The 19913-nt window shown below is 41.7% G+C and carries 15 protein-coding genes and 1 tRNA gene; 7 read left to right on the forward strand and 9 right to left on the reverse strand.

What is annotated here, in order from left to right:
- Window positions 1-67: 67 nt before the first annotated feature.
- The gene (gene moaC / locus RMY64_RS19935; RefSeq protein ID WP_322700923.1) at window positions 68-574 is read right to left on the reverse strand and encodes a cyclic pyranopterin monophosphate synthase MoaC; all 507 of its coding nucleotides are present in this window, start codon (window positions 572-574) and stop codon (window positions 68-70) included.
- A 34-nt stretch (window positions 575-608) separates the two neighbouring features.
- Between moaC and RMY64_RS19940 the strand changes: the two genes are divergently transcribed.
- Window positions 609-682 (forward strand) — tRNA-Arg (locus RMY64_RS19940).
- Between the two features lie 32 nt (window positions 683-714).
- On the opposite strand, the gene RMY64_RS19945 is transcribed toward RMY64_RS19940, so the two are convergent.
- The 4 genes from RMY64_RS19945 to RMY64_RS19960 form a co-directional block, all read right to left on the reverse strand.
- Window positions 715-1968, reverse strand: coding sequence for an MFS transporter (locus tag RMY64_RS19945; protein ID WP_322700924.1), 1254 nt, complete (start codon window positions 1966-1968; stop codon window positions 715-717).
- Between the two features lie 93 nt (window positions 1969-2061).
- Window positions 2062-2226, reverse strand: coding sequence for a hypothetical protein (locus tag RMY64_RS19950; protein ID WP_322700925.1), 165 nt, complete (start codon window positions 2224-2226; stop codon window positions 2062-2064).
- Window positions 2216-3229, reverse strand: coding sequence for a glycosyltransferase family 2 protein (locus tag RMY64_RS19955; RefSeq protein ID WP_322700926.1), 1014 nt, complete (start codon window positions 3227-3229; stop codon window positions 2216-2218). Before RMY64_RS19955 ends, RMY64_RS19950 begins: the two co-directional genes overlap by 11 nt.
- A gap of 14 nt (window positions 3230-3243) precedes the next feature.
- Complete coding sequence (locus RMY64_RS19960; RefSeq protein ID WP_322700927.1) at window positions 3244-3972, reverse strand: C40 family peptidase; 729 nt, start codon at window positions 3970-3972, stop codon at window positions 3244-3246.
- A 9-nt stretch (window positions 3973-3981) separates the two neighbouring features.
- On the opposite strand from RMY64_RS19960, the gene RMY64_RS19965 reads away from it, so the two are divergent.
- A complete protein-coding gene (locus tag RMY64_RS19965; RefSeq protein WP_322700928.1) occupies window positions 3982-4914 on the forward strand; it encodes a serine hydrolase in 933 nt (310 codons plus the stop codon).
- Window positions 4915-5283: 369 nt separating this feature from the next.
- Here the strand turns inward: RMY64_RS19965 and RMY64_RS19970 are convergent, their stop codons facing one another.
- On the reverse strand, window positions 5284-6924 hold the full coding sequence (locus RMY64_RS19970) for a metallophosphoesterase family protein (RefSeq protein WP_322700929.1): 1641 nt from the start codon (window positions 6922-6924) through the stop codon (window positions 5284-5286).
- Window positions 6925-7202: 278 nt separating this feature from the next.
- On the opposite strand from RMY64_RS19970, the gene RMY64_RS19975 reads away from it, so the two are divergent.
- The 3 genes from RMY64_RS19975 to RMY64_RS19985 are packed head-to-tail and all read left to right on the forward strand — an operon-like array spanning window position 7203 to window position 10083.
- Window positions 7203-7955, forward strand: coding sequence for a sterol desaturase family protein (locus RMY64_RS19975; protein WP_322700930.1), 753 nt, complete (start codon window positions 7203-7205; stop codon window positions 7953-7955).
- Entirely contained in the window at window positions 7952-8560 is a 609-nt protein-coding gene (locus tag RMY64_RS19980) for an acyl transferase (RefSeq protein ID WP_322700931.1), read from the forward strand. The genes RMY64_RS19975 and RMY64_RS19980 overlap by 4 nt, the downstream gene beginning before the upstream one ends.
- Window positions 8560-10083, forward strand: a complete 1524-nt coding sequence (locus tag RMY64_RS19985; RefSeq protein WP_322700932.1) for a GH3 family domain-containing protein — start codon at window positions 8560-8562, stop codon at window positions 10081-10083. The genes RMY64_RS19980 and RMY64_RS19985 overlap by 1 nt, the downstream gene beginning before the upstream one ends.
- A 114-nt stretch (window positions 10084-10197) precedes the next feature.
- Here the strand turns inward: RMY64_RS19985 and RMY64_RS19990 are convergent, their stop codons facing one another.
- Entirely contained in the window at window positions 10198-10545 is a 348-nt protein-coding gene (locus RMY64_RS19990) for a hypothetical protein (protein ID WP_322671698.1), read from the reverse strand.
- An 80-nt stretch (window positions 10546-10625) separates the two neighbouring features.
- Window positions 10626-12110, reverse strand: coding sequence for a CIA30 family protein (locus RMY64_RS19995; RefSeq protein WP_322700933.1), 1485 nt, complete (start codon window positions 12108-12110; stop codon window positions 10626-10628).
- A gap of 238 nt (window positions 12111-12348) precedes the next feature.
- Here RMY64_RS19995 and RMY64_RS20000 point away from each other — a divergent pair, with 238 nt between their 5' ends.
- Both RMY64_RS20000 and RMY64_RS20005 read left to right on the forward strand, forming a co-directional pair.
- On the forward strand, window positions 12349-13149 hold the full coding sequence (locus tag RMY64_RS20000) for an RMD1 family protein (protein WP_322671700.1): 801 nt from the start codon (window positions 12349-12351) through the stop codon (window positions 13147-13149).
- Between the two features lie 183 nt (window positions 13150-13332).
- Entirely contained in the window at window positions 13333-13854 is a 522-nt protein-coding gene (locus RMY64_RS20005) for a type IV pilin-like G/H family protein (protein ID WP_322689969.1), read from the forward strand.
- A gap of 271 nt (window positions 13855-14125) precedes the next feature.
- Here RMY64_RS20005 and RMY64_RS20010 read toward each other — a convergent pair whose 3' ends face one another.
- Complete coding sequence (locus tag RMY64_RS20010; protein WP_322700934.1) at window positions 14126-19594, reverse strand: AAA family ATPase; 5469 nt, start codon at window positions 19592-19594, stop codon at window positions 14126-14128.
- Between the last annotated feature and the right edge of the window lie 319 nt (window positions 19595-19913).

A 19913-nucleotide genomic window follows, 5' to 3' on the forward strand; every position in this document is an offset into this window, starting at 1 on the left:
TGCCCAATGCCCAATGCCCAATGCCCAATGCCCAATGCCCAATGCCCAATGCCCAGTAGCTAGCTGATTACTCTGCCGGCGAATAATCTCCTGATTTACCGCCACTCTTACTTATTAAACGAATTGATTCAATTTGAATCGACTTTTCTAAAGCTTTTGCCATATCGTATAAAGTCAAAGCAGCGACAGAAACGGCAGTTAAGGCTTCCATCTCTACACCGGTTTCAGCTTTGGTTTTGACTGTGGCTTGAATTTGATAACCCGGTAGTTCGGGTTCGGGTGTGATTTCGACTGCGATTTTTTGCAAAGGCAACGGATGACACAGAGGAATTAAAGTGGCTGTTTGCTTGGCTGCCATAATCCCAGCCAATCTTGCAGTTGCCAACACATCCCCTTTTGGCACATTTCCGGCTTGAATGGCAGCGAAGGTGGCTGGCAGCATCCGCACCTTAGCAGCTGCTACTGCTTGGCGAATGGTGGGTGCTTTATCAGACACATCAACCATCTGTGCCTGTCCTTGGGGATCTAGATGGGATAAGGAAGCAAAATTAGCTGGAAAATTATCTTGCGCCATTTGGTTAGAACGTGTTAATATATATTGTCGGTGAGGGCGTGTAGCTCAGTGGACTAGAGCACGTGGCTACGGACCACGGTGTCGGGGGTTCGAATCCCTCCTCGCCCGCTTTTAAAGAGTTGAAAGTTAGGAGTGATGAGTTAAATTTCATCGCTCCTAACTTTTAAGTTTTTCAAGGCGTAGGCATCTGGAGCGCGACCTAGTGCAAAGCGCAGTGAGTTGGATAAGTTTTTGCTCGAACGGGTGAGGAAGAGGACAAGTGCTAGAGAAGTCATCGCCGCACCGTAGCCAAACATATCGCGGTAGCCTACAAGTTCTGCGATGATACCCAAAACAGGAGCAGCGATCGCAATTCCCAAATCAAGTCCAGCTATGCAGATAGCAAAAATTTTCCCCCGTTCTTGCGGCAGGGAGCGATCTGCCATCATAGTAACCATCATCGAGAACAGTGTACCACCACCAGCACCTTCAGCGATCGCAGCCAGTAAGAAAACGATCGGGCTGTAAGCCTGCCACAGCAGTATTAACGCTAAAACGTAGCAAAAAATCCCAAAGGTAATAAACAAACCCCGCCCTAAGCGATCGCTTGCCTTACCAGCAAATATCCTAATACTAAAACTAGAAATCGCCGCAGCTGTAAAAAACAGTCCGCCATTGAAGTCCACTTCAGTGGATTTGAGGAACAACGACACAAAAGTATGTACAGCACCAAGGGACAAACCAACCAGCAACATAACTAAAGTTGGAACTCTCACCCGTGGACTGACCAAAATTTGCCAAAAGTTGCGAGCTTCTCCCTCTGTCTGCTCCTGCGTTTGCACTGGCGGATTCGTAACTTGTAAAATCCCTAAGAAGGCGACAAAACCCAATTCAGCAGATAACAGAAATAATATCCCGTAACCACTTGTAGCTTCTAAATACCCTCCTAAGGCAGGGCCAATTGCTAAACCAATGGGAGTTGCTAGGGTCATGTAACCAATGATTTCACCACGAGTTTCAGTGGGAGCTAAATCTGCGACTAAGGCACTGTAGCCAGTGGTAAAAGCGGCAACACTAATGCCGTGAAAAATCCGCACCAAGATTAATAACCCAATAGATCGGGTTGCCAAGTAACCAAAGGGTGCGATCGCAGCTACGATCGTACCAATCAACAAGACAATTTTGCGATCGCGTTCATCGGCTAACCGTCCCAGCATTGGGCGAGAGAGCAATAAACCAATGGCGAAACTGCCCATGACAATCCCAATTTCTTGCTTGCTTGCGCCCACATCATCGATGTAAAGCGGTAGAGTTGGTAAAAGCGAAGACATACTTGACCAGAATAATAAACCTGCCGTAAATAAAATCAGCAGGTTACGCCGCAGTTCGGCATTAAATGTATTAAATGCTTTCAAGGTAGATGCAATTTAACTAGTTTTTTGTCATTTGTCATTTGTCATTTGTCATTTGTCATTTGTCATTTGTCTAGAGTCAACCAATATTTACTGTTAATTATTTGCTAATGACCAATGACCAATACTTCGACTTCGCTCAGTACAAGTGCCCAATGCCCAATGCCCAATGCCCAATGCCCAATGCCCAATGCCCAATGCCCAATGACCAATGACCAATGACCAATGACTAATGATTACTATTGTTACCTTACTTAACATTTTTTGCTACCACCTCTCGCACGCGATAGATAGGCCGTCCTTGGGATTCGTGGTATGTACGCATGAGCAATTCTGCTAAAAGTCCGAAGCAAAACAACTGTACTCCCGTTAGTAACAAAAGAACTGCTAAAATCAACAAAGGGCGATTGCCAATCATCTGGCCTAAAGCTAATTTTACGAAAGTCAAGTAAATTCCGATCGCAGTGCCTGAAAACATTGAAATCAAGCCCAACAGCCCAAAAACGTGCATCGGACGGGTGAGGAATTTTTTCATAAACAGAATGGTTAACAAATCCATCAATACCCGGAATGTCCGCCAAATTCCATATTTACTACGACCAAAGCGGCGGGCGTGATGACGTACAGGTATTTCGGTAATTCTAGCTCCTTCGATGTACGCCAAAGCGGGTAAAAATCGGTGTAATTCTCCGTAGAGGTTCATATCTGCCAAAAGTTCTGCACGATAGGCTTTCAGCGAACAGCCATAGTCATGAATATTCACGCTAGTGGTGCGGCGAATTAGCCAATTGGCAATTTTGGAAGGAAGTAAGCGATTTACAGCCCCATCTTGGCGTTTTTGCCGCCAACCACTCACCAAATCGTAACCTTCGTCCAGCTTTGCTAATAACATCGGGATATCAGCCGGATCGTTCTGGAGATCGGCATCTAAAGTAACGATCGCTTTACCGACTGCATAATAAAATCCAGCAGCCATCGCCGCAGTTTGTCCGTAGTTGCGACGCAAAATCACCGCTTTTAAATCAGTGCGGATTTGCGCCTGTTCTTTGAGAAAATCCCCAGAACCATCTGTAGAACCATCATCTACACAAATGATTTCATAATTTACCTGACTAGAAGATAAAGTAGAGGCGATCGCTTCTAGTAAAAGCGGCAAACTCTCCACTTCGTCATGTATTGGTACTACCACCGAAACATCTGGGACAATTGCTGAAATCGCCCCATTTTCCCCGATTACCCCTTGTTCGATCAACCCACTCCTCATAAGCCTCAGCATCCTCAGCGTCTCTGTGGTTCGTAACTCTTAAAAACTCTACCAGCACCTCGCAGCTGCTGATAGTACGACTGACTAACCGCATCTCCCTGTTCCGAGAGAATATCAATTCCGATCCCATTCCGTCCCTGCTCTTTCCCAGAACTATGGATATAATAACCATCGGCCAAATAAAGCCCGACATGGGTGGCTTTTTGGCTAGTTCCAAAAAATACTAGATCCCCGGCTGCTAATTCTGCAATCGTAACTGGTTGAGTGAATCCTTCCTGTTGATAGGCATCTCTAGGTAGCCAAATACCCACCGAAGCAAACGCCGCTTGCATCAACCCAGAACAGTCATAATTTGGCCCAACCGTACCACCCCAAAGGTAATAATTTGATTGTTGCATCGCTTTTTGGGTAAAGGCGATAATCTCTGCTAGGAGTTTTTTAATCTCCGATTCAGAAAATGTTGCAGCCTGATAAGGTACAGTAGCAGATTGTAATGAATCAAAATCTGAAACAGATACCCATCCCGGATAGTCATCTTCACATAAATACACCTCAACCGCCAAATTTTGATGATTTGATGTTAGCCACAAATGCCTCCCAGATGCAGCTTGAGTTGCTAAACGCGTACATTCAGGAGAATCATATAAATTCAGGTCAGCTAAACACTGATACTCGCCTGATTTGGGATTTTGGACTTCGGCTTCGCTCAGTCGAATCATTTTGGATTTTAGATTAAAGGACATTATCAGAGAATGATTTTTTTTAATAAAGACGAACAACTAGAGAATCTTGGTAATGGCATTTTAGATGCAACTTGGGCAGCATTTCCAACCTTAGCGCGTAACCAAATTGCCTTGACTTGGGTTGTTTACGATCCACCAGTGCGAGTCAATACTGGTGGGGCGCTGACTCCTAACGCTTTTTGGGATCACCCAGTTCGTGGTTTCACTTATCGCGGTGTTGAGCGGATTTATCCTGCTAGTGTAGTCAAGCTATTTTATCTGGTAGCGGTAAACGAATGGCTAGAAAAAGGCATGAGTCAAATCTCCAAGGAGTTGGAGCGAGCTTTGCAGGATATGATTGTCGATTCTAGTAACGATGCTACCAGCTTGGTTGTGGATATTTTGAGTGGTACCACATCAGGGCCAGAATTACCAATCGGCCCCTTTGAAACCTGGAAATATCAGCGTAATATTGTTAACCGCTATTACCAATCTTTGGGTTGGGAAGAAATGGAGACGATTAACGTCTGTCAAAAAACTTGGGGTGATGGCCCTTATGGACGGGAACGGGCGTTTGTGGGGGAGTTACTAGAAAATCGTAATATGTTAACCACAAATGCGATCGCTAGGTTACTGCATAGTATTGTAGGTGGAGTGGCGGTTTCAAGTACGCGATCGCAATCAATGATGGCTTTACTGAAACGTCCTCTCAAAGATTTGTCCTCTGACGGCGAGGAAAATCAGGTGACAGGTTTCTTAGGCGGTGGACTGCCTGAAAATGCTCAAATTTGGTCAAAGGCAGGTTGGACAAGTCAAGTTCGCCATGATGCAGCGTATATTGAATTACCAGAACAGCGCCCTTATCTTTTAGTGGTATTTACTGAAGGGAAAGCCCAAGCTAAGAATCGGGATATTTTGCCTTTTGTTTCAGGGCGAGTTGCCGATGCGATCGCTAGTCTATGATTTTAGGATTTACGCAGAAGAGATACCCCATTTTTTACTTGTCGTTAGCCATATTTTTGTAACAGTCAAAGTATTGCGCTCACCCCATATCCCGCCCAGAACTGAAGTTCTGGGCTGATAGCTAAAGTCCACTCAAGTGGACTGAAATTCTCTATTTTAGATATGATAGCCATCTATATGGCTGGCTAAAAATTTGGCTTTGCCTAATTGCGGTATGAATCCAGATGTAGAGACGTTGCAATTGCTAGTCTCTACAAGAATTTTAATATCATGCAAAATCATTTTCATACATGAAATCATTTAGTCCTCTTGAGAGGACTTTAGCTATTAGCCTGGGAATTTATTCCCAGGCGGTAAGGGTAAGGATGACTATTTCAACTTAAATTCGTCAAACTTTAATACTTCCGAATCAGGCTTGCGAGTATCAAAGCGATAACTACTTATCGTACCTGCCCCCGTATCAAAGATACTAAAAACCGTAATATCATTACTCGCAATATAAGGCATCGGCTTCCCATCTTCACCCAGCAAGGGGGCAATTGTTGGCACTATCGGTTCTAACCCATTGGGATCGCCAAGCTTAACATAATCCTCTTGATATCCAATTGGCACTTCTCGCTTTCTGTCACCCCAAGCTGCACCGTAACTATTACCCACATTAGATGTTTCTAGAAAGTGCATTCCACTGGGACTAACAAAGCGGTTCCATAAATGGGAATGTCCATAAAATACTAATTGCACATTAGCCGCATCTAATAAAGGAATAACATCACGAATGATATAATCTGCGTCTTTGGGGTACTCGTAACGCACTGCTTTGATATTGCCACTATCCCGTTCAATTATCTGTACTGGTTCTGTATAAGCAGGAACTATATTATCACCCAAAGTATGAGGCGGATGATGGAACATCACAACTTTGTATTTTGCTTGTTGAAACTCAGGGCTGTTAAGTTCCGACTCTAGCCAATTATATTGCTTACTGCCTTTAGCAATTGGCTCATAAATCACCTGTCCATAACCCCAATTTTCAGGATTATTTAAATCCTTTTCAGCTTCTCGATATCTACCCTTAAACTTTCCCTCTAATTTGGGAGTTCGCCACATATTCGTAGCGTACAGTACTACCAAACGCGTATCACCAAAACTAACTGCATAATACCTTTTTCCACCCTCTTTACTTTTTGGTAAAGAGAAAATCTCTTCGTAGGTATTAGTATTAAAAGAATTATCGATTAAAGATTTATCTGGGTAGATTCTTTGAGCAACGGCACGGGGAATTGTATCATCAAATTCATCATTTAAACTTCCCGTCCTAGCAAACCGCCCCATCACCTCATGATTGCCAATGCAAGTAAACATGGGTGCGTGTTGAATTATTTCTCCACCAGTGTAGGTTGTTTTAACACCATCGTGCGTCATTTCATATTTAGCATGACCTTGTAAACCGGGAAACAAGGCACCACCACCATTATCATCAAACCATTCTGAGGCGCGATCGCTAACATTGACCAAATCGCCGGCAAACCACACGCCATCAACTCGCCCCACTGTTTCTACCACCTTTTGCAGATTTGCCGCTGTCATCGGCTTTAATTGATGATCTGAGGTCAGTAGAATTTTTAGTGGTGTATCTGATTTGGGAGTAGCTGCAAGGCTGAAAACACCACTGTCTACACTTTTGCCATCTTCTTGCACACTCGTGACACGATAGTTAACCCGCACACCAGGAGTTAACCCAGTTACCTCAGCTTCATGTCGCCAAATGTCTCGCTGGACGGGTTTTTGATAAACTTGTCCGTCTTGGGTTTGGTTTGCAACTCTTGATTGTTGGTCTTCACGTGTGCGACTGAGTTTGGTAGTACTTGCCCTAGCAGTTTGTTTGAGATTTTCCCCATAGGTTACTGTGTGATTAACACCAGCAAATTCAGTAAACCAAACTACTTGCACTGAAGTTGCAGTTGGCAATTGCAAAAATGGGTCGGTGAGCAGTTGGGGTGCTGATGTCATAATTGTTTGCCCAAATGAACGCACACTTACCAGAGTAAAGCATATAACAAGCATAAGTATCGCTACTGAGGAAATTGTTAGGCTGCGTAAGCGTCTGAGCATGAGTAACACACCAAATTTTAGGGCGATCGCCGAATGAACGCATTTTATTATAAGAAATATGTGGAAAATCCCGAACAATTACTCTAGCAGCTACCGGATTTATTAAACCGTCAGCAGCAAGTAAACCAGACAGGGCAATTAGTTGCTAAATTCAATATCAGTGTGAGTAATCAAAAGTGGAAATACAAACTTTTTCCCAACTACTAATTTTTGGCTCTTTTATCGGATTAGTTGGTTGGACTATTACCAATCAAATTGGCAGAACTCAACTTCAAGTTAAATGTCATGAAGATTGGTTGCTAGATGGTACAGGGCTAATGATTCAAGGAATTTTGATTCCTTTACTACAAGCTACTTTAGTTTATTGGCTTTATCAAAATTTATTACCAATTCAGCAAGGAGATTTAAAATTATCATTAATTCCGAGTTTTCTTATCAGTTTTGTTGTGGTTGATTATTTATATTATTGGAATCATCGTTTATTACATACAAAATTTTTCTGGCAGGTTCATCAAGTTCATCATACTGTTACTCAAATGGATGTATTAGGAACTTCTCGCAACACACTTTGGACAAGTTTATTAATTATCTATTTATGGATACACACTTTATTTTTGTATCTTTTAGCCGATCCTACAGGTTATATAGTTGGAGTAAGTTTAACTTCTGCCTTAGATTTATGGCGACACAGCCGCTTAATAATTCCTGAAAATAGCTGGTTTTATCAATTTTTATCTTCTTGGTTAATCTTGCCACAGGATCATGCTTGGCATCATTGCCGTGAAATCCACAATTATAACTATGGAGCTAATCTGAAAATTTGGGATAAGTTACATGGGACATATTATGAAAGCCAAAAAATGCCATCTATAATCGGAATTCCTAGTTCATTAAACTTGTTCCAAAAACTTTTATTCCCATTTTCATGACTGTTCTAAGTAAAATACTTTTGTTTTTTCCCGGCTTTATATTATTGCTAACTGGAGCAGCAATAGTTTATCTCGCATATTCACCCAACATCTTCAGCATTCTGGGGGTGTTCCTTTCTATTTATGGGCTACCAGTGCTAGTTTACCGCTTGCATGAATGGGTTTATCCTGTGCGGGAAGGTATTAGTTATCTACAAAATAAAGAATATAATTCCTGGTGGGGTAGTCATCAAATCCAAGTAATTTTTATTGCAATTCCAGTGTTGGAAGCAGTGTTGCGGTTGATTCCAGGGGTGTTTTCCTGTTGGTTGCGATTGTGGGGTGCTAAAGTGGGGCGAGATGTATATTGGACACCAAGTTTAGAAATTGCCGATCGCAGTTTATTAGAAATTGGCGATCGCGTCGTTATCGGGCATCGTGTCGGTATCTATTCTCACATTATTAAACCCCGCAAGCAAAATTTAATGTTGTATGTCAAAAAAGTCAAGATTGGCAGCAATGTTTTTGTGGGAGCCGGATCTAATCTTGCTCCTGGTGTAGTCATTGCTGAGGGTTCTTATGTACCAGCAGTCAGTAACCTTTATCCTAATCAAAAGGTGCAATAATGCGTCCGATTATTCAGCTTTTTGGGCAAACTCTCGTACCAACGGCGAGGCGATTTCATCAAGCTTTGGATAACCCAGAGTTAACGCAGACATTTGTACAAAAGGAAATTTGCGATCGCCTAATCAAAAGTGAGTATGGTAAAACTTTGGGGATTCATTCTGTAAACGATTGGCAGCGTGTACCAATTGTAGATTATGATACACTTGAACCTTACTTAAATCAAAAACAGCAGCAAATTTCCCTGACACCAGAACCCATTTTGTTCTATGAAAAAACCTCTGGTAGTAGTGGAGCAGTAAAATGGATTCCTTATACTCAATCTTTGCGGCGATCGTTTAATCAAATGTTCTGTGTATGGGCACACGATCTGATTGTACATGGGCCGAAATTTTCCACAGGCAAACTTTATGCTTGTATCTCGCCGCAATTAAATGTAGCTGATAGCCAAACTTTACAAGATGATTTAGATTACTTAGATGGCTGGTTGCGTTGGTTTTTGCGTCCTTGGTTGGTGATGCCAAATAAACTTAATCGGCTACATGATGTGAACTTGTTTAAACATCAACTAGCTTTGGCATTATTAGAGGCTGAAAAACTAGAAATTATCTCTATTTGGAGTCCTAGTTTTCTACAAGTACATTTAAGATATATTCAAGAAAATCAGAATTTATTGCGAGGAGAATTACACAACCGGATTTCGCATCATCGCTTGCAACTCCTCACTGAAAGTAATATTCCCTGGATGCAACTCTGGCCAAATTTGAAGCTGATTTCTTGCTGGGATAGTGCCAATGCAGCAGATCAAGCGCAAGGATTACGTTTGCAATTTCCAGGTGTATTAGTTCAAGGTAAAGGACTACTCGCAACGGAAGCACCAATGACGATTCCGTTGATTGTAGCTGGGGGATGTGTGCCGGTTCTCGATGAAGTTTTTTTCGAGTTTGAGGATGAGACTGGTTGCCTACATGGTTTACACGAACTCAGCACTGGTAACGAATACACGGTTATTTTATCCCAAAAAGGAGGATTGTATCGTTATCGAATTGGCGATCGCATTCGGGTAACTCATTACTATCGCCACACTCCCTGTTTAGAGTTTCTCGGACGACATCAAGCCGTTAGCGATTTGGTGGGAGAAAAGTTGCAAGAAACCTTTGTAAATAATGCTCTGACTCTGCTGAACTTGCAAGAAACTAATTTTAAAAGCTTGATACCTATTGCCGATCCTCCACACTATATTCTATTACTAGATTCGGCAACACAAACCCCAGAAATTATTGCCGAACAGATGGATCTGGCTTTATCAGAATCGTATCATTACAAGAGAGCGCGATCGCTCGGTCAACTTGCACCACCACTAGTTTTAATTTCTAGTCAAATTCCTGAAATATTAGTTTCGCATCGTATGCGTACTGGAAGTGTCTGGGGAGGTATTAAACATCCAATTCTGGCAAAATCACCTATTAGCATTGAACTTTTACAAGAATTGAAGTTGAAAATCGCCGTCAAGACGAAAGACTGATTATTGTAGAGACGGCGATTCATCGCGTCTCTTGCCTTAAATAGTACAACAGTGTTCGTTTTTAATTTTTAATTCCGCCTTGCAGTACTAGCCTTTTAAAATTTGATTAAATATTTAGCGTGATTCTAATTTAGCAACTCGTTCCTCTAATTTATTAACTTGTTGCTTCAATTCAATCACCAAAGTTGCAAGCCGATCGAACATTGGATCTTGCTGTGATAAGTTCCTTCTAGAACCAGTTGATTGTCGTGGGGTAAGTGTTGTTCTTGAAGATGGAGACTGCCGAGTTCTACCTAGCTGAGACTCTAGCTGATTTAACCGCGACTCAACACGATTCAAATCCGCTTCCAGATTGTAGATGCGGGACTCTACTTGCTGCGATGAGGCAGTTTTAGAAAAAAAACTGCCCCAGATAATTGTTGCGAAAATCCCGGCGATTACTAGCACCTTGATTTTTTTCATACCAATAGCTGACTTGTGATAACAGCCTATCTAACCAAACTTTGTTGGGATAATCACAGACTTTTTAGTCTGTGGATATTTCATCTCTTATCTGGTTGTAAGTTAGAAAATAAACTCTGCCAATCGATATTGACAGTATTTTCTCCCTGTTTAACCTCAAATGTGACGTTAGATGCTGTTCCTAGTTCTAGCGCTTGCACGCAAAGTTCTGCCACATCCTCACGGCTGATTTTGCCTCGAATATTATCACCTTGCTCAAATATTAATTCCTTACCACCTATGTCTTCAGTTAAGGCACAAGGTCTAATAATTGTATAAGGAATTCCGCTTTCTCTTAAACTATCTTCTCCCTTCAACTTCCAAGTTAAAATTCCTCCCAATTGGTCATTTAATTTCACTGCTGGCGGTTCTTCATCTAAATTAATGCCAGGACGACCGGGACGAGTGACACCTGCTGAACTGACGAGGATAAATTGTGGTAAACTTGCCCCCCCATAAGCTTTAATTGATTCCAACTGGAAAGTAAAACCACCTGGGGAAAATTTGGGATTTAAAGCGCCATCATGTTCAAATTTGCTCAACATCAGTTGGAATGAACAAATTCTACTTTGCTCAATTGGCGGCGCATCTTTGACAACTTTTGCCCGAAATACAGGAATCAAATCTGCAAAGGGAACCTGAATATCTATCCAAGTATTAGCTACAGTATCGAAAGAATAGCTATAGCCAACACCATCCCATGTTGTATCTGTCCGCAGAAAGATTTTATAGCGTTGACCGTCACCTTTGACACGCAATTTTACACCTTCATAACTAGATAAGTTGAAGGGTGGATCAAAATTCTTAGTTCTGACAGAAGCAAATCCGCCAGAGTTAGCAGTGGAGACATTACGCGCAAATAAAGCTGTATTTTCTACTAATTGGATATTACTGGCACTCACGCCACCCATGACAACATCATCCAACGCTCCCCAGTTATCTTTTAATTCTGCTGATGGCTTGGTGAAATCAAATATTAGTTTTTCGTTTGCTTGAGGTAAATATTTTGCCGCCGCTTGGACTAAGTTTTTGACTCCTTGATATTCTACATTTTCGGGAGTATCACCAACAATTTCTGGCTGGTAAAATTTAACACCTTGATAATATTTAGCTCTGTCTGCTGTGTCTCCCTCAACTGGTTGTACGCGTACTGCTGTGCAACAAATTACAGCTTGGATATCAGAAAGAACTAAAGGAGTTAAAGTTTCTGGTTGCGTGATATCCGCAACTACTAAATCGATATCATTACCAAGAATTGACCGCGCTTTGTCAATATCTCGAACTAGAGCACGAACTTTATAACCTAGTTTACGCGATCGCTGCACTACTCGTTTACCGACACCGCCCGTTGCACCTGCTACTAATATTACACCCACATTTCTTCCTCCATTGGGTCTATATTGATTATCCTTAGGACGACCTTGGATTAATTGCTGTACCCAGTTAAGGAAAGGAATCACCTCAAAGTAAGTCAGGGTTTCGATAAACCTGCCTAAGTCCCATTGAGAACGATTTTTGTCAGTCATATTTGCGTCCTCATAACTTTATTCACTCTAACAATTTTGGGGGGAGTGACGAGTAATGTAATTCCATTACTTGAAAAGCGCTGTAATTTATTTAGAGCGCAAAAATATCAAAAACACGGTGTAGGCTGTAGGGGAAAGACGAAATGGTAAGCTGAAATTGTAGTTATCTCCGACAAAGGCATCAATTAGTATCGTTACCAGAGCAGTAAAGCAGGCAAAATATAGCTTCCGGGCAATAATGCAAAAACTCCTTTTTAATGACAAAGATAGATTTAGAGCGCAGGCCCTATTCCTTGGTAAAGGTATTAACTTACAGACGCTGGATAATTACGTTTCCTTGGCGAGTATGCCACTAATGATTAGAGCCGGTGAAGAAGGCTACGCAGTATTGTTGGCTTATGGTGCAGTTGTCCTGTTTAACCTTGAGCCTGGAGAAAAGGTAGCCTTTTTGACCAAACTATCCTCTCAAATCAGCGGCCCTTTTGCCGACCCAGAAACAGAAGAGGTAGAAGTTCATCTCAGTATTAGTGAGAGTGAACGAGCCAAAGAAGGAAAAATTTTACTGCATGAATTGAGTATAGAACGCTTGCAGATAGTGGCTGATATTCTCGCCAAGAGTGTTGTGTTGTCTCACTATGAAACCAGCCTAGCGACTGTATTCGATCAAATTGAACCGTTTGCAGCTAGTCTCCAGCGTGAAAACAGAAGTAGACAACAAAGCCGGGAATTACTGCGTCAACTTGGGACTACTCTATTAGTTCAACATAAGATTGTAGGTCAAGTAGAGATTATCGATAAACCAGAGTTGCTCTGGGAATCTCCACAGCTAGAAAACTTATATCTGCGCTTGGAGGATGAATACGAAATTCGTGAGCGTCACCATGCTCTGGAACGTAAACTAGAGCTAATTGCCCAAACCGCTCAAACGGTGCTAGAGTTCATGCAGCATAGCAGTAGTCAGCGAGTAGAGTGGTATGTGGTGATTCTGATTGTGGTAGAGATTCTGCTGTCACTTTATGACATCCTTTTCAAAAACTAATTTTAAATTTGGGGTTGTGAGATGGCGAGGGAGCGATCGCAACTACTCAAAATTCAGAGTGACACTATTAATAAGTTGCAAGCTCGGCTACGAACTGAAACTAGGCAGAAAAAAGCAGCGATCGCCTTGCTTGATAATGCTAAGTTGAAGTATCAATTCCTTCTCAAGTCGTATATGTCAGATATGACTAAACAAAATGACCCTACCAAAATTAACTTTAAAAGAATCTTGTTACTTGTTGGACTTGGAGGATTACCGCTTGGGATTTTAACTATTTTTATTCAAGTTCCACCAAGCTGTGGCTGTAATAATAGCAGTAAGATTACAATTGGAAGTTTTATTAGGGCACAACAAGCATATTTTTCTGAAAAATCAGTTTTTGCTCAATCGTATAGCTTGTTAGAGCTTCGAAATGGAGATGCACCAGCAGCTACAACCCACTATCGATATTCTGTAGAAATGGGTAAGAATAAGTCATTTATATATGCAACGCCGACAAAAGAGCTACCAACTGATTTATTGAAATTAGGTCTGACAAAAAAGGGTTTTAACAGCCTTGTAGGTGCAGTTGCTTACGATAAAAAAAATAAAACTACTGTTTCAATAATCTGCCGTTCCGAGAAACAGACTTTAGATGAACCTCCCAAACCTGTTTTCAAGCAAGATAAGTTTAGCTGCCCTATCGGGTTTCAAACTATCAACTAAGATGGGTTGATGAAAATCGCTAATTCTATTTTTTTATTTGTTATAAACTAATGAGTGATATCATGTCCGCATAATTAGTTATGATTCCCACAATCATTGTACCCCTCCCCGCAAGCGGAGCTACCGTGTATACACAAGTTGAATTACCCCCCTTAATCCCCCCGATGCATTGGGGGGAAACCGGAAAATCCAGTTCCCTCCCCTTTGCAAGGGGAGGGTTAGGGTGGGGTAAAACCGATATTTACCACTACCCAGCAATGTTATTACTAACTTACTGACAAACTGGAATACGGATTTGAAACTCCGCTCCCTCGCCGGGTTCTGAAGTGCAAGAGAGTGAACCACCATGTTTTTCGGTAACGATTTGGTAGCTAATCGACAAGCCCATACCTGTTCCTTTGCCCACAGGTTTTGTGGTAAAGAAAGGATCGAACAGGCGACGGCGAACAGGCTCTGGTATACTCATCCCATTGTCTGCAATCCGAATTTCAATTTGATGAGCATCAATTTGTTCAGTGTGAATAGTAATGGTTGGAGTTGTAATTTGTCTTTGATTGTCCGTTAATGACTCTTCCAAAGCATCGATCGCATTACTCAACACATTCATAAATACTTGATTTAGCTGCCCTGCATAGCATTCCACTTGGGGCAAATTGCCGTAATGTTTAACAAGCTCAATACCGGGACGATCTGACTTGGCTTTGAGGCGATGTTGGAGAATCATTATGGTACTGTCAATGCCCTCATGAATATTAACAGCTTTAATTTCGGCTTCGTCCATACGTGAGAAAGTTCGCAGAGAAGCGACAATTTGCCGAATTCGGTCTGCCCCAACCCACATAGAAGATAGTAGCTTCGGTAGGTCTTCTAGCACGAATTCTAGATCGATCGCCTCTGCTTCTGACTGAATCTCTGAATGGGGAGATGGGTAATGCTTCTGATAAAGTTCCAGCAGTCTTAGCACCTCTTGGGTGTAACTGTTGGCATGGGTCAGATTGCCAAAGATAAAATTGACTGGATTGTTGATTTCGTGAGCAACCCCAGCTACCAGTTGCCCCAAGCTCGACATTTTCTCGGTCTGCACAAGTTGAGCCTGAGTTTGTTGTAGTTTATACAGAGATTTTTCGATTTGTTCGGCTTTTTCTCGCTCTCGCGTTTCGGATGCTTGCAAAGCTTCATTTTTAGTTTCGAGTTCTTGTGATTTAGCTTCGAGTTGTTCTGAGTAAGCTTGCAAGTTGGTGTAAAGACGGGCGTTGTCGATCGCAATCGAAATTTGTGCTATCAACAGACTCAGCACATTCACCCGTTCTGGGGTAAAAGCACCAGAAATGAGATTATTTTCCAGGTAAATAATCCCAGTAAACTTGCCAGAGTGAATCAGCGGCAAACACAAAATTGACTTGGATTGGTAAGTGGTGATATAAGCATCAGCCACAAAACGAGAGTCTTTAACAGCATTGTCTAAAACCAGATTGTTTCTAGTTCTTTCCACATAGTTGCATAAGGCAACCGGGAGTAAGGGTGAATTAGTTTTATTGTCTGCGTTAACAACAACGCTAACCTCCTTATCTATAACTATTCCCGTTGCTTCTAATATCCATTGATTCTCGTGCTTGGTAATAAAGTAACCTTGTTGAGCGCCAGCATTTTCGACGACAATCCTCATCAATTTTTCGAGCAGGTGATTTAGCACCATTTCTTCTGACAGCACCTGTGCAGCTTTCATCACTGTCATAAAGTCAAGAATGTGAGCGTTTTCTGTAGTCGTAGAGCTTGTTTGAAGAGTGTGTAGGTAATTCGTTTCTGTTTTTTCTGTGTTTGACCGCAAAATTAATTGCGGATAGCGTGCTTCTAAATCTTTGACTTTAGCAACAGCACCCCAATGGCTGTAGGCGTAGTAAGCATTTGTCATGTATGTTTGGGCGATCGCTTCTTTACGCCATGACAAATAGAATTTGGCTGCGAGTTCGTGGGCGATCGCTTCTTCGTTGATATACTCGTTTTCTTTAGCAAGTGCGATCGCCTTGTCATACATCTCAATCGCTTCGATTTTTTCGCCTAAAACCCGATGCCGTTCTGCCTCTACCAAATAGAATTTGTGTAAATGATTCATTGGGGCATAATCCGCCCATTTTTGCATTTTTTCTTGATTAGCTTGGACGCGATCGAGGATGGCCTTTTGCTCTGACTCTGAGCGATCGGCATATACTGCTAGCCGTACTAAAGAATCGTAAAAATTTAATACCGGAACAAAGGGCATTCCTACCACTACATCTAAATACTTCTGGGCTATAGCGAGATTCTCAATCGCTTCTGAGTAATTTTCAAACCAATAACAAAGCAAAAATTTGTTCAAATATATGTAGCCAACTCCCCCGTTGTCGTTTGCTTGCTGGTGCAGTGGCAACCCGATCTGTTCATCGCAGGCTTCACCCTTGAGCAGGCAGGGATTTTCACTTTTTCCCAGTAGATTTAAGGTAGCCTGCCAATAAATTTCTATATAATTAAGCGCTGTTTTTTGCTTAATTTTATGAATAGCATCTCTGTTTCTTGCTATTTCTCTTTCAAGAACAGTTAGTTCTTTACCGCTAAAGTAAGCTAAACAGGAGTACTGGAATAGACTATAGCCTGCATATTCTAAATCTCCTGTCTCCATTCCGCTAGAGTAACCTGACAGCAAAGGCTCTAAGCTTTCTTTCAGATGCTCTTTCCAGTGTCGGATAAATAGATTTACGATAAAAACTGTCTTGGCTTTGATTTCTTGAGCATTTAACTTTGACACTAGATTTAAAGCCAACTGACCAAATTTATAACCTGAATCAATATCTCCCACAATGGCACAAAGAAGAAAACCATAATTGGCATAAGCAAAAGGAGAAACGGCAGCATTACCATATTCGACGGATAATTGTACTTGTTTGCACACCGTCAAGGGCAACAGTGCAGGAGCAACAATATATGCGGGAGCAAAGATACTTGACAAAAGTCTAATGGCTGCTAATTTATAGCGATCGCTCATTTGAGGTAGTTCAATTAAATCCTCAATTCGCGTTCCACTCAAAATTGCCGCAGTGTCCGCCAATCCTTGCCCAATATCTGACGCGTTCGGTTCTTGAGGAAACTCCACCCCTAACAGCTTTAAAACTTGCAGTGCTGTGTTAACCGCTTCTAGTAGTCTGTTCTGCGCCATATAAGCTTGCATCTGGACTTCATACACTTTAATTTTGTCCAGTAGCGTCACAGCACAGTTTTGGACGATCTCAAACAATCTCTGCATTTCTTCAAAATCACCGCTCAAAAAAGCTGCCTCTGCCGCTTCTGAGTGCAGTGCTAATGTCAGTGCATATTCACACTTCCAGCTTTCTTCTGTTAACAGTCCCAAACCAACTTGCAAATATTTGATGGCGGAATCATGGGCTGTGGCTGCTTTTGCTCTTTGACCTGCGATGAGGTTTAGTTCTGCAAGTTGATATTTTTCTGTTTCAGATATCAGTAAATCAGTACCATAATTGAGTTGATTAACTAAAGCAAATATATTTTCTTTGCGTTCTTCTAGTGTTGTATTTTGTAGCAGTAATTGACCAATTTTCAGATGCGTTGCTTTCTTGCGATCGTCGGGAATTAAAGAATACGCCGCTTGTTGTACGCGGTCATGTAAAAACTTGTAATCAACCTTGACATCAGTTAAAGTAATTTCGTCAGATTCTTCCTGACTAAACACTAAGGGAATTTTGTAATCCTGATTTAACGGTAAAATTAACCCAGCTTGCAGGGCTGACCACAATTGCGCCGCAGTTGTAAGAGAAGATACTTCGTTAACGATCGCCAATACATCTAAGTTAAAAGTATTACCAATACAAGCAGCCAGTTTCAGAACTTGTTGGGTTTCTAATGACAATTTGCGAATATTTCTCGCTGTCAGTTCAACAACATTCAGGTCAGTAATGCCGATTGCTTGAATATGTTGGATATTCCATTGCCATACTCCTGAATGGAAGTCGTATGTTAGTAAGTCTTCTTGGTGTAGGGTTTTCAGCAGTTGTGTTAAGAAGAAAGGGTTTCCCCCGGTTTTGTGGAATAGTAATTCTGCTAGTGGCTGACTGTGTTCTATGTGATTCAATGTATCGCCAATTAACGCTTCTACATCCGTTAACTGCAATGATGACAAGACGATGTTATTCACCAGCGCACCAGAAGATTGAATTTTGGACAAACTCATCATCAATGGATGGGTGGGCGACACTTCATTATCACGGTATGCCCCGATTAGCAATAAATATTTGCGCTCCCTATCCGTCATCAATAGCTCAATTAAGTTTAATGATGCCGAATCTGCCCACTGCAAATCATCCAGAAAGACAATTAAGGGATGGTCTTGGTTCGTGAATACCCCAATGAATTGCCCAAAAACGCGATTGAAACGGTTTTGAGATTCTGTTGCTCCCAATTGTGTTACAGGTGGCTGAGTACCAATAATGAGTTCGACTTCGGGAATCACATCAATAATGACTTGCCCGTTTTCTCCCAACGCAGTTAACAGTTTATCTTTCCACCCTTGGATTTGGGCAACGCTTTCGGTGAGTAATTGCTGACTCAAAGATTGGAACGCCTGAATCAATGACGTGTATGGAATATTGCGTTTGAATTGATCGAACTTGCCTGCAATGAAATAACCCCTTGCCCCGACAATTGGTTTATGAACTTCATTGACGACACTCGTCTTACCAATGCCCGAATAACCAGAGACGAGCATAAGTTCGCTGTTACCATTTGCTACACGCTCAAATGCAGTCATTAATGTTGCTACTTCTGCTTCGCGTCCGTAGAGGTGTTGTCCAATCAAAAAATGCCCAGATTTATCCTGTCTCCCTGGTACAAAGTTTTCAATTTTGCCAATCACTTGAAGTTGAAACAAGCATTCCTCTAAATCCGCTTTCAGTCCCCAAGCGCTTTGATACCGCTCCTCTGCTGTTTTCGCTAACAGCTTCAAAATAATTGCACTAATTGCCTCTGGCACATCTTCCAGAACACGACACACGGTTTCGCTACAGGGTGCGACTGGCATTTTGGCGATGTGACAGTGGATCAACTCCATCGGGTCACTAGCATAAAACGGCAGCGTCCCAGTTAGCATTTCATACAAGGTGACACCCAACGAATAAAAGTCGGTGCGATAGTCACACACCCGGTTCATTCTGCCTGTTTGCTCAGGCGACATATAGGCAAGTGTACCTTCAAGCAAATTAGGATTGCTCAAAGTAGGATTTTCTCGATCGAGGCGCGAGGAGATACTGAAGTCAATCAGTTTGACTTCCCCAGATTCGGGATTAATTAAAATATTGTGCGGCTTAATATCTTTATGTATAATTTTTTGGGCGTGTAGCTCTCCTAAAGTCTGTGCCAAATTAATCGCCACCTTAAGAAAAGTAATCAAGGTAGTTTTTTGAGTCGCAATCATTTCTTTGAGCAAGCAACCTGGAATATCTTCCAAAACCAAAGCTAGACCATGCTGATAATTCTTTAACTCGTAGGCTTTAACAATGCCAGGAATTCGCAGTGACTCAATGATTTGATATTCGTGGCGCAGTCGAGCAATATCTTCCAGTGGTGGATGTTCGCACAGAAGAGTTTTGATCGCCACAGAGACATTATCGGTTTCTCGCCGTCCACGATAAATGACGGTTTTACTACCGGAGTGAAGGGTTTCGAGAAGTTGATAACCAGATAAAGTAGCTGTCATTGTTTTCTCTTGCAATATAAGCATTCTTAATATGCCCATGCAAGTTTAGCTTTGTAACATGTGAGACAAAAATAAGCATATTTTTACGAGATGTTACATGAATTATTTTAAATAAAAGTGTATATTATTACTTTATTTTCACGGTATTTTGCGTGTTTTTGAACTGTAATGAAGTAACGCTTATCTTATCGCAGCCGCAAGTAAAGACATGACACAACGAATCAAAGCCAACGCCTATTTTCTCTGCAACAAAAGAATCGTTGGATTTTCGCGGGAGCTAGCTTCTCGATAAAAGATATCTAATATCATGTCCGCTAGA

It is taken from the genome of Nostoc sp. DedQUE08, assembly GCF_034530895.1.
GTDB lineage: Bacteria > Cyanobacteriota > Cyanobacteriia > Cyanobacteriales > Nostocaceae > Nostoc.

Coding starts and splice junctions, on each gene's coding strand:
- moaC (WP_322700923.1), bottom strand. CDS start 574: ATGGCGCAAGATAATTTTCCAGCTAATTTTGCTTCCTTATCCCATCTA.
- RMY64_RS19950 (WP_322700925.1), bottom strand. CDS start 2,226: ATGTTAAGTAAGGTAACAATAGTAATCATTAGTCATTGGTCATTGGTC.
- RMY64_RS19955 (WP_322700926.1), bottom strand. CDS start 3,229: ATGAGGAGTGGGTTGATCGAACAAGGGGTAATCGGGGAAAATGGGGCG.
- RMY64_RS19960 (WP_322700927.1), bottom strand. CDS start 3,972: ATGTCCTTTAATCTAAAATCCAAAATGATTCGACTGAGCGAAGCCGAA.
- RMY64_RS19965 (WP_322700928.1), top strand. CDS start 3,982: ATGATTTTTTTTAATAAAGACGAACAACTAGAGAATCTTGGTAATGGC.
- RMY64_RS19970 (WP_322700929.1), bottom strand. CDS start 6,924: ATGACATCAGCACCCCAACTGCTCACCGACCCATTTTTGCAATTGCCA.
- RMY64_RS19980 (WP_322700931.1), top strand. CDS start 7,952: ATGACTGTTCTAAGTAAAATACTTTTGTTTTTTCCCGGCTTTATATTA.
- RMY64_RS19985 (WP_322700932.1), top strand. CDS start 8,560: ATGCGTCCGATTATTCAGCTTTTTGGGCAAACTCTCGTACCAACGGCG.
- RMY64_RS19990 (WP_322671698.1), bottom strand. CDS start 10,545: ATGAAAAAAATCAAGGTGCTAGTAATCGCCGGGATTTTCGCAACAATT.
- RMY64_RS19995 (WP_322700933.1), bottom strand. CDS start 12,110: ATGACTGACAAAAATCGTTCTCAATGGGACTTAGGCAGGTTTATCGAA.
- RMY64_RS20000 (WP_322671700.1), top strand. CDS start 12,349: ATGCAAAAACTCCTTTTTAATGACAAAGATAGATTTAGAGCGCAGGCC.
- RMY64_RS20005 (WP_322689969.1), top strand. CDS start 13,333: ATGACTAAACAAAATGACCCTACCAAAATTAACTTTAAAAGAATCTTG.
- RMY64_RS20010 (WP_322700934.1), bottom strand. CDS start 19,594: ATGACAGCTACTTTATCTGGTTATCAACTTCTCGAAACCCTTCACTCC.